The 15,528-nt window shown below is 35.6% G+C and carries 17 protein-coding genes; 3 read left to right on the top strand and 14 right to left on the bottom strand.

From position 1 onward, the window contains the following. Nucleotides 1–7: 7 nt before the first annotated feature. The 10 genes from AC06G9_RS17905 to AC06G9_RS17860 all read right to left on the bottom strand — a co-directional run bounded on the left by AC06G9_RS17905 (nucleotide 8) and on the right by AC06G9_RS17860 (nucleotide 8,830). Nucleotides 8–1,681 (bottom strand): hypothetical protein, encoded by a 1,674-nt coding sequence (locus tag AC06G9_RS17905; RefSeq protein WP_346575884.1) that lies wholly within the window; start codon nucleotides 1,679–1,681, stop codon nucleotides 8–10. 6 nt (nucleotides 1,682–1,687) lie between these two features. Beyond that, nucleotides 1,688–2,464 carry an ABC transporter ATP-binding protein gene (locus tag AC06G9_RS17900; protein WP_480956876.1) on the bottom strand — a complete coding sequence of 259 codons (777 nt, stop codon included), beginning with the start codon at nucleotides 2,462–2,464 and terminating at the stop codon, nucleotides 1,688–1,690. Between the two features lie 253 nt (nucleotides 2,465–2,717). Further along, nucleotides 2,718–3,095 (bottom strand): hypothetical protein, encoded by a 378-nt coding sequence (locus tag AC06G9_RS17895; RefSeq protein WP_045752214.1) that lies wholly within the window; start codon nucleotides 3,093–3,095, stop codon nucleotides 2,718–2,720. Between the two features lie 56 nt (nucleotides 3,096–3,151). Next, complete coding sequence (locus tag AC06G9_RS17890; protein WP_480956875.1) at nucleotides 3,152–3,727, bottom strand: pentapeptide repeat-containing protein; 576 nt, start codon at nucleotides 3,725–3,727, stop codon at nucleotides 3,152–3,154. A gap of 259 nt (nucleotides 3,728–3,986) precedes the next feature. After that, nucleotides 3,987–4,529, bottom strand: coding sequence for an SRPBCC family protein (locus AC06G9_RS17885; protein WP_045752216.1), 543 nt, complete (start codon nucleotides 4,527–4,529; stop codon nucleotides 3,987–3,989). Between the two features lie 18 nt (nucleotides 4,530–4,547). Continuing rightward, entirely contained in the window at nucleotides 4,548–5,006 is a 459-nt protein-coding gene (locus AC06G9_RS17880) for an SRPBCC family protein (protein ID WP_480956874.1), read from the bottom strand. An 8-nt stretch (nucleotides 5,007–5,014) separates the two neighbouring features. Further along, nucleotides 5,015–5,869 (bottom strand): NAD(P)-dependent oxidoreductase, encoded by an 855-nt coding sequence (locus tag AC06G9_RS17875; protein WP_045752217.1) that lies wholly within the window; start codon nucleotides 5,867–5,869, stop codon nucleotides 5,015–5,017. A gap of 222 nt (nucleotides 5,870–6,091) precedes the next feature. After that, nucleotides 6,092–6,319: a VF530 family protein gene (locus AC06G9_RS17870; RefSeq protein ID WP_248755720.1), complete on the bottom strand. Its 228-nt coding sequence runs from the start codon at nucleotides 6,317–6,319 to the stop codon at nucleotides 6,092–6,094. Beyond that, nucleotides 6,303–7,862 (bottom strand): serine hydrolase domain-containing protein, encoded by a 1,560-nt coding sequence (locus AC06G9_RS17865; RefSeq protein ID WP_480956873.1) that lies wholly within the window; start codon nucleotides 7,860–7,862, stop codon nucleotides 6,303–6,305. The genes AC06G9_RS17870 and AC06G9_RS17865 overlap by 17 nt, the downstream gene beginning before the upstream one ends. An 86-nt stretch (nucleotides 7,863–7,948) precedes the next feature. Next, on the bottom strand, nucleotides 7,949–8,830 hold the full coding sequence (locus AC06G9_RS17860; protein ID WP_045755962.1) for an SDR family oxidoreductase: 882 nt from the start codon (nucleotides 8,828–8,830) through the stop codon (nucleotides 7,949–7,951). A 289-nt stretch (nucleotides 8,831–9,119) separates the two neighbouring features. Here AC06G9_RS17860 and AC06G9_RS17855 point away from each other — a divergent pair, with 289 nt between their 5' ends. Further along, nucleotides 9,120–9,950, top strand: a complete 831-nt coding sequence (locus AC06G9_RS17855; protein WP_281046821.1) for a hypothetical protein — start codon at nucleotides 9,120–9,122, stop codon at nucleotides 9,948–9,950. A gap of 73 nt (nucleotides 9,951–10,023) precedes the next feature. Here the strand turns inward: AC06G9_RS17855 and tsf are convergent, their stop codons facing one another. From tsf to rplM, 4 genes are all read right to left on the bottom strand, one after another. After that, nucleotides 10,024–10,860: a translation elongation factor Ts gene (gene tsf / locus AC06G9_RS17850; RefSeq protein WP_045753025.1), complete on the bottom strand. Its 837-nt coding sequence runs from the start codon at nucleotides 10,858–10,860 to the stop codon at nucleotides 10,024–10,026. Between the two features lie 195 nt (nucleotides 10,861–11,055). After that, nucleotides 11,056–11,853, bottom strand: a complete 798-nt coding sequence (gene rpsB, locus AC06G9_RS17845; protein ID WP_045753024.1) for a 30S ribosomal protein S2 — start codon at nucleotides 11,851–11,853, stop codon at nucleotides 11,056–11,058. 18 nt (nucleotides 11,854–11,871) lie between these two features. Then, nucleotides 11,872–12,258 (bottom strand): 30S ribosomal protein S9, encoded by a 387-nt coding sequence (gene rpsI, locus AC06G9_RS17840; protein ID WP_021188575.1) that lies wholly within the window; start codon nucleotides 12,256–12,258, stop codon nucleotides 11,872–11,874. An 11-nt stretch (nucleotides 12,259–12,269) separates the two neighbouring features. Next, a complete protein-coding gene (rplM, locus tag AC06G9_RS17835; protein WP_045753023.1) occupies nucleotides 12,270–12,713 on the bottom strand; it encodes a 50S ribosomal protein L13 in 444 nt (147 codons plus the stop codon). Between the two features lie 273 nt (nucleotides 12,714–12,986). On the opposite strand from rplM, the gene AC06G9_RS17830 reads away from it, so the two are divergent. Together AC06G9_RS17830 and lolB1 are read left to right on the top strand one after the other, a co-directional pair. After that, nucleotides 12,987–14,696, top strand: a complete 1,710-nt coding sequence (locus tag AC06G9_RS17830; RefSeq protein ID WP_248755723.1) for a tetratricopeptide repeat protein — start codon at nucleotides 12,987–12,989, stop codon at nucleotides 14,694–14,696. After that, nucleotides 14,674–15,477: a lipoprotein insertase outer membrane protein LolB1 gene (gene lolB1 / locus AC06G9_RS17825; protein ID WP_480956872.1), complete on the top strand. Its 804-nt coding sequence runs from the start codon at nucleotides 14,674–14,676 to the stop codon at nucleotides 15,475–15,477. The genes AC06G9_RS17830 and lolB1 overlap by 23 nt, the downstream gene beginning before the upstream one ends. Nucleotides 15,478–15,528 lie beyond the last annotated feature (51 nt).

Below are 15,528 nucleotides of genomic sequence, written 5' to 3'. Positions count from 1 at the left end.
ACAATTTTTAATTGTCATCAAAAGCTAAACTTTTCCAGTTTTCTTTTTTTAGGTATTTTATCATAATTAAAAATACAATCCAGGCGATAATAGCTATTGCCCAAATGATTGTTTCGTATTGGTGGATGACAATATGCAAATAACCTACAATGGCTAAGAGCCCTAATACCAAAAGATTGATCAACACTCTACTTTTCCCATTTTCTGCTGCTTGAGAAAAAGGATAGGATTTAACCAAAAAGAGCATTACGAGAACACTCTCAATACCTCCGACAGCTGTAGCTAGCAGAATGTCATTGGTGACATGTGCGCCAAAAAGTGGTACACAAATGATTAGAAATATCAGATTGAAGGGTATAAAATATTTCAGAAATGCAGATTTTAGTACTCCTGACATTAGCTCTCCAGTTTGCTGGATAGGTGCGGCATAATAGATCCATGCTGCTTTGTATTTTTCACTTTTAGTGATCAGTTGGAAGACGGTCAATACCGTAAATAACGATAGATAAAAAATCATGATATAGAGCCCTGATGTATTGACATTATCGATTCGTTCCGCGAATGTATCGTTTTTCCCTTGCAGAAATAGAAATATAAAATAGATGGGTAAATAGGCCATGGTGGGATAGAGCTGCATCTTAAATTCTCGAGATCGTGCCGTTATCAGCCAAATGATGGAAAATCCAGCTTTTTCTAGTGGACTGTTGGTGACTATTTTTTCTATTTTCTTATACAATGGAACTTTTCCTTCTGGATATTGTTGTTTTTTCTCCACTGGGTTATCTCCTCCTGCCAATTGTGCGATTTTTGAATTGAAATCTTTAGAAAATAACTGTGATGATCCTGAGATGGCTATAATGAGTAAACATATGCTGAGTGCAGAGAATGAAAGTGTAAGCGTACTGAAGTCTTGTACAAGTAGTGCTTGGAATGAAGCGATCCAGGTGCCCGGAGAAAGCCAGAGTAATTTTATATGATGGACACTGGTTTGTCCTTCTGTAAAACTTTGCATCACTCTAGGACCAATTTGATAGCCTAAAAAGATAAAAATGGAAAAAAATATTTGGATGTAATTGATGACATCTTTAAACTTTTGAATCGATAGAAACCGTAAACACAAGGAATAAAAAATATTAACAAAAAATACAGCGATCAAGGTGACGAGTATTAATTGGATCAAAAAAGTAAAAGCGGCTAAAATGCTCCAACTTGTAAACACAAAAATTAACCCAGGTAAGGACATGGCCATCAACTGTGTTGAAATCTTGATAAGCATATAAAGTACTCTTGAGAATGCTACTGTTTTATCATTGACGGGTCTTGGCAATATGATATATTGATCTTTATTGTCAAGTAAGATTGTGGAGAAATCAGTTATCAGGGATAACGATAACATGGACAAAATTAGTGTTAAAAACAATGATGTTGCGAGAAATTTGTCAGGAATGACAATAACAAATGCGAGAAACATCAACCCCATCAGGAGAAAAATAAAAAATTGAAACCATGTTGAATATTTGGATGGTTTCTTGTTTTGATTTTTTGTGAATGATGCTAAAGGGCGACGATCATCGATGATCAATTTTGTTTCTATAATTATTTTTAATTGCGCAACATCAATTCCCATATTTGTCCATAATTTGCTAAATAGCAAAATGAATTTTAACGTTAGTTTTTGCATAGGATATTAGCGGATTGCTGAAATTATATGTGATGCCTCTACACTTCCATCTTCTTTGCCCGTGAGTTTAGAAAAGATTTGTTCTAAAGATTCGGATTGGTATGTTTTCAATTGTTCAAAGGTGCCATCTGCAATGATATGCCCCTCAGAAATTAACATGATGCGGTCGGATACTTTTTCCACTACATCCATCATATGCGAACAGTAGAATATTGTTTTACCTTCTTTGGCTAAAAGGGAAATTAATTCTTTGACTATGATGACGGCATTTGCATCTAGACCAGACAAAGGCTCATCCAAGACGATGATCTGTGGATTGTGAATAATACCTGATATCAGTAACACCTTTTGACGCATACCTTTTGAAAAGGTATCCATTCTATTATTTATGGTTTGTTCGAGACCAAATGCTTTGAGCAATTGTTGAGACCTTTGTTTAATCAGTGTATTTTCCATACCGTAGAGCTGACCTACAAAATCAAGATATTCCAGGGGTGTAAGCACATCATATAGCTCTGCATTTTCGGGAACATATCCAATCTGGCTTTTTATAGCTAGTGGATTTTCTTTGATATCGATATCGTTGACCATGACTTCGCCTTCAAAATCATTGATCAATCCTGTAAGAATTTTTACTGTTGTTGATTTTCCGGCTCCATTTGGACCTATATAACCGATGACTTGACCCGGGTAGATGTCTAAGTTGATTCCTTTTAATATTTCTTTAGATCCGTAAGATTTGCGAAGATTGGAAATTCTGATGATTGGTTTGCTTACTTCCATAAAATAAATTATTATGAGCTAAAGATATAAATTCGAAAGCTAATTACATTAATTTAAGAGAGAAGTAAGGTTAGTTTTGTGAGGGGGTAGGAAGTGGGGCTCCAAATGGAACAAGATGTGCGAATAAAATAATTGATAAAAATATTATTTTATTGGTGATCGGTATATTTATTGACAATTGCTAAAAAATAACTGTTAGTCTATTTTTTAGCAATTGTTGACATATGATTTGATCTGATTTTATGGAGTTAAATTAGTCATAGTTGATCGGGTAGCCCTCATCATCTAAATCGTCGCGTAAGTCTTCTGGTGTCTCGGCCAGTAATTTATCGATTTCACTTACTTTAACTTCTCCTTCTATACGCATGCCATCTTCATCAAGTTCATCTTCTTCTAGATCTTCCAGATCAGCATACTCATCACCAACATATGGATTTGAGTTATCGTACGTCGAATCATCATCAGCTGCTCCTTCTGCAACAGTTTCATAATCACTGGGATGGTCATAGTCCGGATCATCATCATCTACATCCAAGGAAAATGATTTTTTTTCCTCGTCGTAGGCTAATTGATCGGGGTTTGAATTGTTAATATCTTCGTCTTCAGTTGTTTTATTTTTATCTATCGACATTTTATATTCTCCTTTCTGTAAAAAATAAACAAACTAAAAGCCGAAAAGTTTAAAAATTAGGATTCAATTTTAATATCATATTCAGTTAGCAGACCTGGTAGACTGAGGAGTGAAAATTTGGCTTTTTTTAATTTATTTCTATTTGGAGAAAGAGTTAAATTTAATGCATCACGAAAATCTACCTGTTCAAGATTGGTTTGATCGAATAGGGCTTGATTTAAGTCACAGTGTTGAAAAGATGATCCGGTTAGATCGGATTCTGAAAAATCTACTTCTTTTAATTGACAGTTTTTAAAGGATGTCTTTTTTATCTTAAGCAGATAAAAAGAAGCGTGATCGATATTGCAGTTGTCAAAGGTAAATGATAAACCAAAAGTATTGCATTGCTGAAATTGTAGACCTAATAATTTACAGTTTTTGAAAAATACTTGTTGGAATGTGGTTCCAGAAAGTTCGGCTAACGAAAAATTACAATCTACAAATGTACAATCTGTGAATATGCTGTTGTTCAATTTGTTATTGGAGAAATCACATTTTTCGAAGCGACAATTATCGTATTCTGCCTGTTGAAATACATTTTTTTTAAAATCAATGGAAACTATTTTCTCCCCTTCGTAATATGCGCTAATCATATTCAAAAGTAAAGAATTTAAATCAAGAATATAGGATCAATCCATCCTTTATTTTAGGTAAGATGATCGATTTAATCGATGTCACTTTATGCATCCATCACCATAATAAGGAGTTGATGTCCAATGGGGACACATAGCTATTTTGCGATGAAGCAGAATTCATTTGCTTTAGTGTGCCATTCTTTAGCTAGGTTTACTTGTTCTGCACTTCTAATCCAAACTGTCGAATGTAGTGTTATTGTGGTCATGTGGTTTTAATTTATTCGGTTTCTAATTTTGTTTTTAACCTTTGAAGGCCTACTTCTAGATCTTGACCTAACATTTTGTCAAAGTCCATAAATAGCAGCATGAGATTCATGGGGTAATTCATATGTCCATCAAATCCCCAAATTACTTTTGTCATATTGGACGATAAGGAGTCGGTGATCATATAGGCCTTATCTTTTGATTCAAACGGTTTGATAAATCTAATTTCGAAATCAATACGTTTTCCTTGTTCAATTTTGACAATTTCCTGCTCGCCTTTTCCTACACTATCCGCTTTACTGTCCCATGCAGAAATAAATCCGACAGTTCCATCGGTACCCTGATATGTTTTTTTCATCAGCGGATCCATCATTGCCCATTTGCTGAAGTTGTTTTGATTTCTGAGGTATTTAATATAGTCGAATACCTCTTGATTGGGTTTGTTAATGGTGATTTCTCTTTTGACTGCATAGTCTTTTTTAACAAATAGTGCGATGATCAAAAGTAGTACTACGATGGAAAGTAATACAAATACTATTTTTTTTAAAATTTTCATATAAGTAGATTTAAGAGTTTACATCATCACTTGTTTTGGAAATTTGTCAGCGATTAGGTTTAAATCGATTCCGTGTTCTAGGTATGCTTTACACCCATCGAGTACTGTTGTGAATCCGCCGGTAGAATCCATTAAAACTTGTAGTAGTTCATCTCCCGATTGTTGAAAATCTTTCTGATAGATCGTGACATATGTCCGATCTATAGATAGTGATTTGAAATTGAATTCCACTAAAGTTTCGGGTGGTCCCCATCGTACTGTAATTTTTTCATTGGTAATAATATCTTGTACTTTAACTGTACTTTTTACAGCATACATTTCCCATTCCCAAATAATTGTTTTGCCAGTTTCCAGTTTTCCGGAGCTTTTGGTAAACCAAAAATGGACCGTAATCGCAGGATCTATAAATGCCTGGAAAACCTGTTCAACAGGTTTTCTAATTAACATTTGAGCTGTCACACATATTTGATTTTTCATCACGGGTATTACTGAATCTGTTTTAGATAATTGATTATGCCGATAACATCTTGCTTTCCAAAACCTGCATCGTGGGCCTGTTGATAAGTCTCGATTAATACCTTGCTCAGCGGACTATTCGCTCCTTCGTTTTTAGCTAGATTGATATCTTTTAACATGAGATCTAAAGCAAACGCAGCTGAGTAATCTTGTTGTAGGAGAAGTGGCGTTTTTACCTTCGTGGCACCACTACCGCTTGCGCTTTCATTGATAATTTCTAGCATGTCTTCTCTCTTTATACCACTTTGCTCACCAAATAGTACGGTTTCGGCAAGTCCCTGGTAAATAATGGATAGAAAATAATTGATAGCTAATTTGGCTGAGATACCTTGTCCGGTAGGACCGAGATGTTTTACTGCTTTACCCAGCTTTTGAAAATAGGGCAGTACCTCCTGAAGATCTTTTTCATCACCACCTGCCATAATAATCAATGTCCCCTCCTTGGCCGGTACTGTACTGCCAGCTACAGGTGCATCGATGAAGCGTGCTTGCTTTTCTTTTAGCTGGCGCGCTGTGCGGAGCGTAAGTTCTTTGGAAATAGTACTCATATCAACGAATAATTTTCCTTCAATGTCTTCAAGTTGAAAAATATCTGCGTATAGATCTATAATGGCAGCATCGTTGGAAACCATTGTAAAAATGATATCACAGTTCTTGACCAATTCAAGGGCACTGATATAGACTTCTGATCGATCTGTAAAAGGTTCTGATTTGCTGGGTGTTCTATTGAAAACAGAAAGCGGAAATCCAGCATTTTCGAGATTTTTTGCCATCGGAAACCCCATGTTTCCGAGTCCGATCCAACCTATCTTTTTATGATGCATATGTTCTAAGTTTACAACAGATATAACAACTCATTTTTAAGTTAGTTTTTATCATCTGTAGTGTTGTGTTTTTTTTGATATTAAATTTTAAATCAATAGGTTATAAAAATAAAAAAAGATAATCTAAACGTATCTGCCCCTTAGGAGATGAAGCGGATAAATTATCTTTTCTATACTACTGCTAGTACATTTTTTATAAGAAGGTGGATCCCATTATCGCAACTACTTACTTTCGTACTGATATATCTTGAGATACAATTCTTCTACCTTTTTTCTTGCCCAAGGTGTTTTTCTTAAAAAAACGAGTGAAGATTTTATACTTGGATTTTCATTGAAGCATTTGACGTTGATGCGCTCACCTAAGCCTTCCCAACCTCCAAAGTAGGCAACCAGGTATTCTAATATGGTGTCCAATCGTTGTCCATGAAGTGGGTTATTTTTTTGTTCCATTGTTTGTCTGTTTTTTAAAATTGAGATCTTGAAAGTCAAAACTGAAATCTGTCTGCGGAGAAATCGGTTTCATTGTAAATCCAGCGACCTGATTGTTTTGAATGTCCATATATACAAATGCATCAGCATACATAAAGCGATTATACCATTTGACAGCATAGGTGTTGTCTTGATAATAGAATAGTTCCCCAGTGAGCTGTGGCGAACGTTTAGAAATAAATTCTAACTGTCCATTTTTATTCATATGAATGTCTACTTCCCCAAGCCAATTATCATTATATGTGCCTTCTATGGATTGATGGTGCTGATTTTTTATATTTTTATGCTCATCTACGATCTGCCATGTTTTTTGCGTTATGAGATCGGCATCGGCATTATTTTTTGCGATCAGATCTTGATAGGTCGTGATCCAATGTTGATCTGGAATACCTAGGTAGAAATCTTTTATACTGTTGCTTATGGCAGTGAATGCAGCACCTTCTTGTTGATTGGTCAATACGACAATGCCTAGCTTTAATTGTGGAATCATAACGATTTGAGTGACAATCCCTTCTAAACCTCCGGTATGCGAAACTTCCAATTTTCCTGCTACATCTGTAAGGACAAATCCTAGTCCGTAATTCTTAAATAGGGAGTGGTATGGTGCAGTGGTCCGCACCGGCATAATGGTCTGGGGACTCGTCAATTCTTTCAGTTGTTTTTTAGATATCAATTGTTTTCCTTGATGCTCCCCATTATTTAGATGAAAGATCATCCATTTGTTGAGGTCTTCAACATTTGAGTATATTCCACCAGCCGCATCTAAGATTGTATTGGTATATCGTGTGCTAACTTGATTTTTTCCATCTATCGGTACGTGAGGGGAAATGACATCGTCTCGATCCATTAATAAGTTCCAGTTTGGAGCTGAATGATTCATCTCTAGTGGTTTAAAAATTCTTTGTTGAATAAATTCTTGCCACTGTTGTCCAGATACTTTTTCTAATACTTCTCCAGCGATGATGTATAAAAGATTGTCATAATCATATTTTGTACGAAAGGCGGAAGTTGGTTTTAAAAACTGGATATTATGGACGATGTCTTTTGGGCTAAAGTCATGTCCGTCTGGCCAGATCATTAAATCTCCTGCTCCTAAGCCTAAACCACTTCTATGGGTCAGCAAATCTCGAATCGTAAAATTTTGACTGACGTAGTCATTATATAATTTGAATTCGGGGATATATTTTTGAACTCGATCATCCCAATTAATTTTCCCTTCATCAACCAAGATCGCTAGTGCAGATGTTGTAAAAGCTTTGGAATTAGATGCAATACCGAAATTTGTACTTGCATAAACCTTGTTTTTTCTGTTTAAATCTGCAATACCGTATCCTTTGGCCAAGATGACTTGATTGTCTTTGACAATACCTACTGCAATTCCGGGTACATTAAAAGCGGACAATGCTTTTTGAACGAGAGAGTCTACGGTATTTTCTGCTATTTGCTGTGCAGATAAAGACGATCCGCTAAAAAATAGGAGTGTTATGAAGGCTATTTTTTTCATTCCTGTGTTATTATTGTCAAATATCTAAATAAAACAACAATTGTCTAGCCTTTGTATAAAAAACAATCGTATTTATTCGCGCTAGTTTAAGTGCTTTTTGCTCCTCGGGTCAATTTTTCTACCGTATCCCACTGTTCATCAGTCACCGCATCGAGTCCATTGAATTCTCCGGCACCTTTTAGCCATTCTCCACCATCTATCGTGATGACATCACCATTGACATAAGCTGAATAATCAGATACGAGATATGCCGCTAAATTGGCCAGTTCTTGTAAGTCGCCCGTGCGACCTAATGGAATTCTATTGATAGGGTTGAGGGTTTCACTTAGGTTGCTTGGAAAAAGACGGTCAAAAGCGCCAGTGGTATGAAAGGGGCCTGGTGCAATGGCATTCAATCGAATCCCTTTACGTCCCCATTCTACGGCTAATGATCTTGTCATCGCCAATACGCCTGATTTGGCGCAAGCTGAAGGAACTACATATCCTGAACCTGTACTTGCATAGGTAGTCACAATATTCAAAATCGTTTTATCTTGATCTTTATTGGCAATCCAGATTTTTCCAAGAGCTAAGGTGCAGTTAATGGTACCTTGTAGGACAATTCCTAAGACAGATTCAAATGCACGGTGGCTTAGTCTTTCTGTAGGGGATATGAAATTTCCAGCAGCATTATTGACCAGAACATCAATGGAACCTAGTTCTTGAATACCAAAAGCGATGACTTTCTCTACAGATTCATAATCACGGACATCGCATGCTATAGCGATGCACCTACCTTTTGTTTCTTGACTTAGTTCTGTTGCGGTTTGCTGTATGACATCATCTTTGCGGCTCGTGATCAGGCATTGGGCACCTAATTGTAAAAAATATCTGGTCATGGCTTTACCAAGCCCAGTACCACCGCCGGTAATTAAAATGTTTTTTCCTTTTAATGCATCATCACGAAGCATGCCTTGTGTCGTACTCATTTTGGATATCATTTAGTGATGTATAATCAATGTTATCAACCAATTTACAAAAAATATGTGCTTTTGGTACTATTTATTTTAAACGTAATAATTTGATCTCTTTAATTTCTAAAGTTGATTTTGATTAATTCTGTTTATTCTATTTAACATAGCTTACTTCATTTTAATGAGTTTTTGAAAGGTAAATAAATTGAAATAAGCAACTGTGAATCATGTAGATTGAAGAGGTAGATTGTAATGGATTGATATAAAATAAAAAGTATATTTGTTTGACCTAAATTTTAAAATTATGAAGAAGTATATCTTTATCATGGCTATCCTGCTTATTGGGCTACCTAGTTTTGGACAGCATGTACGGCAGCTGTTTGGATCAGGTGCAAAAAATACGATACCTGGAATGAGATCTAATTTACATAAATGGCAAGATTCTACTAATTATAAATTAAATGTGATACCTGATTATTTTATGTTGGGCACTTTTAGTGATTATTTGGATCGGTTTAATGGTCGTAATAAGGAAATTAATATTGATGAATATGGTTCTTCAGAAAAAGCATTATTCACGTATTTAGCTGCATTTTTAGAAGATAATTATCAGGTGAAAATTGAAAAAAAAATATATAATGATATTCAAAGCGAATTGAATAATCCACAATTGGCTCAACATTTTAATACGTTTTATACCGATGATGGTCATTTGATTGACGAAAATTTTGATAAAGATGAAAGTAGGAAATATTCATTTTTACTTGGATTATATATCCGGTATGGGGAGCGGGTTTATGATGATGTTTATAAAATTAGAATTATAAATTCATCAAAAGATAAGATTTTATATCCTTTACTGAAAGATCTGGGCTGTAATAAAATTTACTATAAAATGTTAAGAAATTTTATTCCTGTGAGTGAGTATTTCTATTTTGAGGCTACCCCGATAATGATTAAGTATTTTAAAACGGTTGATTCTATAAAAGCAGATGATTTGAATGTTTTTGTTCAGCATCCGTTTTTAAAAAATTTAAGAGAGGAAGATAGGAAAGAAATGGAACGGGTGATGATGGAAAATAAGGAAAAGGAGATGCAGATGTTGAAAAACTGGTTTTCTGCAAATGAATTTTAATGATATAGTTTTGAATTAAAATAAGAAGACCTATCTCTTTTGGAAATAGGTCTTCTTTATTGAATAGCGTTAATTATGCTCCTAATTGAACACGTTTGAACGCTGTAACTGTTAAACCTTTAGAAACTGAATCTAAGAATTGTGCGATAGATTTAGAGTTATCTTTAACGAATTCTTGGTTCAACAAAGTTGTTTCTTTGTAGAATTTATTCAATTTACCAGCAGCGATTTTTTCTGCCATTTCAGCAGGTTTTCCTTCAGCGATGATTTGTTCTTTAGCAATAGCCATTTCACGCTCAATAGTATGTGAATCTACACCATCTTTATCGATAGCGATAGGGTTCATTGCAGCGATTTGCATAGCTACATCTTTACCCGCTTCTTCAACACCATCAGCAGCAGCTGATAAACCTACTAAAACACCTAAACGGTAGTTTGCGTGGATATAAGCAACAACTTTCTCAGCAGAAATAGTTTCATATTTAGAAACGTCAATTTTCTCACCGATTTTACCTGTTTGATCGATTAATAAATCAGCGATTTTAGTACCACCGATTTCTAACGCTTTTAAGTCTTCTAAAGAAGCAGGTTTGTTAGCCAAAGCAACTTCAGCAACTGACTCAGCGAAAGCTACGAAATCAGCATTTTTAGCTACGAAATCTGTCTCACAGTTTACTTCAACTACGATACCTGATTTACCATCAGTAGCAGCTTTAGCAATGATAACACCTTCGTTAGAATCACGGTCTTGACGGCTAGCAGCAACTTTAGCTCCTTTTTTACGTAAGTAATCAACAGCAGCTTCAAAATCACCGTTTGCTTCTACTAACGCTTTTTTACAATCCATCATACCTGCGCCTGTTTGTTGACGCAACTTGTTTACATCTGATGCAGAAATTTGTACTGACATGATATATTTCTTTTTTAAATTTTTGACTTATTATTTTCTTGACAATATTAACCTAACTCTTGTTAAGCTAATATAAAGTTTACCATTTCTTTTTAGAGCAATGTTAAACCAAAAAACCGGACAGATAGGTTAGTCCAAGAAAAGAATTCTTTTCCAGAAACCAACGCTACGCTATCCGGTTTGGAATAAAAAATATTATTCTCCGTCTTTCGCTTTACGAGGACGTTTAGCTTCTGAAGCTTCAGTAGTATCAACTTTAGCTTTAGCTGCAGCTGCTTCTTTTTCTGCTTCGTCTTCTTTATCACGTTTACGTTCGTCCAAACCTTCTTGGATTGCTTGACCAATGATTCCAGCGATTAAGCTAATAGATTTACTAGCGTCATCATTTGCAGGGATTGGGAAATCAATGTTTGAAGGGTCAGAGTTTGTATCTACCATTGCAAAAGTAGGGATGTTTAACTTGATTGCTTCAGTTACAGCGATGTGTTCTTTTTTCACATCGATGATGAATAAAGCAGCCGGTAAACGGTTCAAATCAGCAATACCTCCTAATAGAGATTCTAATTTGATACGCTCACGTTGAATCATCAACTTCTCTTTTTTAGATAATACATCATATGTACCATCTTTTTGCATTTTGTCAATAGTAGACATTTTTTTGATAGACTTACGCACTGTTGTGAAGTTTGTAAGCATACCACCTAACCATCTTTCCGTAACGAAAGGCATGTTAACTGCCTTCGCTTGTTGAGCGATAATTTCTTTTGCTTGTTTTTTCGTTGCTACGAATAAAACCTTACGACCTGATTTTACGATTTGTTTGATAGCTGATGCAGCTTCTTCCAATTTCGTAAGCGTTTTGTTCAAGTCAATAATGTGGATCCCGTTGCGTTCCATGAAAATGTACTTAGCCATTTTCGGATCCCATTTACGAGTAAGGTGACCAAAGTGCACACCTGCATCCAATAAGTCTTGATAAGTTGTTCTTGCCATTTTTTGATCCTCCTTTGATTAACGTTTACTGAATTGGAATCTCTTACGAGCTTTCTTGCGTCCTGGTTTTTTACGCTCAACCATACGGTCATCACGTGTTACTAAACCTTTAGCACGTAAAGCTGGTTTAACTTCTGGGTCTAATTCAACTAATGCTTTCGCAATAGCCAAACGAACAGCCTCAGCTTGTCCTTTTACACCACCTCCATTAACGTTCACTTTCGCATCAAAATTCCCAGCTTGACCTGCTACTTCTAATGATTGAGTAACAATGTATTGCAATGGCAATGTTGGGAAATATTCTTTGTAGTCTTTACCATTAATAGTAAGGACTCCGCTACCAGCAGTTAAGTAAATGCGGGCAACAGCAGTTTTTCTTCTTCCTGAAGTATTAGTTGTTGACATGTCGATTCTCCTTAAAATTTAACTGGTTTTGGATTTTGAGCCTCTTGTTTGTGCTCAGTTCCAGCATAAACATAAAGATTTTTAAACAATTGACGACCTAAACGGTTTTTAGGAAGCATACCACGAACAGCTTTCTCAATGATGCGCTCAGGGTGTTTTGCCAATAATTCTTTTGGAGTGATGAAACGTTGACCACCCGGGTATCCCGTGTAGCGAACGTAAGTTTTGTCGCCCAATTTATTACCTGTCAATCTAATTTTTTCTGCATTGATAACGATAACATTATCTCCGCAATCTACGTGAGGGGTAAACGATGGCTTGTGCTTTCCGCGAATTACTTTCGCAATTTCGCTTGCCAAGCGCCCCAAAATCTCGCCTTCAGCATCAACAACGATCCATTCTTTGTTGATGGTGTTCTTGTTGGCAGAGACAGTTTTGTAACTTAACGTATTCACTTGCTTTTAATTAAATAATTAATAATATTTTATTCACTTCTTTTCCCTGTATCTCAAGGGTCTGCAAAGGTACTTTTAATTTTTTGATTACGAAAATCTATTTTACTTTATTTTAGGGACTTTCATTATCCATAAGTATGTTTTACTCTAGTTTAAAATAAGGAGATCGTCAAAAATAACCCATTGAATTGCAATACCGTTATTTACAATTGTCGTTTATTAGTATATTGCAACATAATTAACACAGTAATTGGTGAACGAGAAGGATTATTTATGTTTAAAAAATATTTGAAGTATGCGCTATTAGTAACAATGTTATCTGCAGCTGGAGAAACAGCATTAGCACAAAATAGTACCCCAGAAAAACCTTATTCGCAACAATTAAAAAATATAGAAGCTTTTTTAAGAAAGGGTGATTATAAACAGGCGATGGATTCGTTAGATGCGATTACAACGCGTTATCCCAAAGCAGATGACGTTTATTTTACGAAGGCAGTATTATTTGGACAGATGAGAAATGCTGATCGTGCTCTGGAGGAAGTAAATAAAGCGCTCGAAATAGATCCTAAAAACGAATATTTAAGTTTTAGTATTGATGTCAATAAGGGTAAAGGCGACCTAGCAAGTGCAATCCGGTCATTGGATATGTTAATGAATAAGGATCATGTCAATATCGCTGCATTAAATAGGGAAAAAATCATGTTATTGTTCAATAATGAACAAAAGGAAGAGGCTTTTGCACGTTATAAAAATGTCCGTGAATCGGCCGGTGCTACTGATACATTGGATGTCATTGGGGCTACTTTGTTATTGGATAAAAACGATTTTCCTGCTGTAATCAATGTTTTGGAACCTTGGGCTAATAAAAAATCTCCTTTAGCACAAGTATATAGTCAATTGGCGCAGGCGTATCGTGAAAATAAAGAGCCTAAAAAATCACTTGCTGTTTTGAATGCGGGTGTTTTAAATACTAAGGATGATTATCTTTTTTTGGATTTAGCTGATGAATATCGTTTATCGGGTAAAGGAAAACTTTCATTTGAGTACTTAAAACAGGCTTTTTCGTCTAAAACTATTGATTTTTCGGAAAAAAATAGAATTATTTTATCCCTCTTGGCTCCGAATAGCAGCTTCACACTCGATCAGGCGCAAGAGCTGGCGAATATTTTAGTAGATATGCATCCGCGTGTAGCAGAAAGCCATGTCGCAAAAGGGCAAGTAAACTGGATGCGTAATGACCTTGTTGGTGCACAATCATCATTTTCGATTGCCGTAGGGATCAATCCCTATCAAATTGACGCTTGGCGGATGTTGATCAATGTCGATCTGGCCATGGAGCAGTATGATCAAGCGATAGCGCATGGGGGAGAGGCTTTACACAATATCCCAAACAATCCTGTTATCTTGTATTTCAGTTCGATTGCCTATACATTAAAGGGTAATTATGAGCTTGCTCGTAATTTGATGGAAGCTGCACTGAATAATGGGCAAAATGAAAATGCTATTTTTCAATCCAATATATATAGCGGACTGGGTGATATCTACCATTCACTTAAAATGGAATCAGCGTCGGATGTGGCCTACAGAGAAGCGATTCATCTAGATAGTACAAATGTAAGTGCTATGAACAATTTAGCCTATTATTTGTCGTTAAGAAATCAGGATTTAGAAGATGCGGCCCATTTTGCTGAAACTGCAAATAAGTTGAGACCAAATGATGCAACCTTAGAGGATACGTATGCTTGGGTGCTATTTAAACAGGGTAAGTATGCTGATGCTTTGGTCTGGATCGAAAAAGCTATTAAAAATTCAAATACGATTTCTGCAGTTTTATTAGAGCACTATGGTGATATTCTAATTAAAAATAAAAAACCTGCAGAAGCAATGAAGCAATGGAAACTAGCGTTAAGTAGAGGTGGTCAATCAGAAATAGACTTGGATAAGTTAAAAGAAAAAATAAATGCGAAAGCTTATGTGGAGTAGATCTATTGCTATAATGGCCGTGCTTTTAATATTTGCGTCTTGTAGTACGAAGAAGAAAGTTGCGAAAGTGGAGAGTGATCCTGTGGAGATTCTGACGATAGATAAGGAAGATTCTAAGACCGAAATTGCGCAAAAATTTTTATTATCTAACTTGGAGTTTACGACGTTCTCGGGCAAAGCTAAGAGTAAAATAAGCATTGGAAAATCTTCTCAAGATGCAACGGTGAATATCAGAATAGAGAAAGATAAGAAAATATGGATTTCTATTACTGCATTGTTAGGTATTGAGGTTGGGCGAGTTTTGATTACACCGGATAGTGTTCAGATATTAAATAAATTTCAAGGTGAATATACTGGAAAACCATTTAGTTACTTGTACCAATATGCAAGTGAGGATTTGACTTTTGCAAATGTACAAGATCTGCTTTTGGCGAATTTTTCTACAAATCTGTTAAATGCCAATAATTTTGAAGTGGATCAAAAAAGTATACCGATGCAATTGAAGGGTCAAAAGAATGAACTTACTTATAGGTATGTAGTGAACCAACAAAATAAAGTGGACTCGTTTAGCTTAGAACAAGTTGCTAAGGGACAAAAATTGGAAGCAAATTATGCAGGCTATTCAAATAACGGAGGGATGTTGTTTCCGATGGCACTTGAATTACTGATTTCGGGAGGTGATACCGCTATAAGCGCTAACTTTAATTATAGCAGAGTATCGTTCAATGAGGCACTGGAAATGCCTTTTACAATCTCCAACAAATACAAAGTAATTAATTAATGTTAGCACGATAATCCTTAAGATTTATTACTTTCGCATCTGGGACTGTTT

The organism is Sphingobacterium sp. MAE (assembly GCF_056711605.1).
Note: the sequence above shows the minus strand (reverse complement) of the source record. Positions and strands in the feature narration are given on the sequence as shown.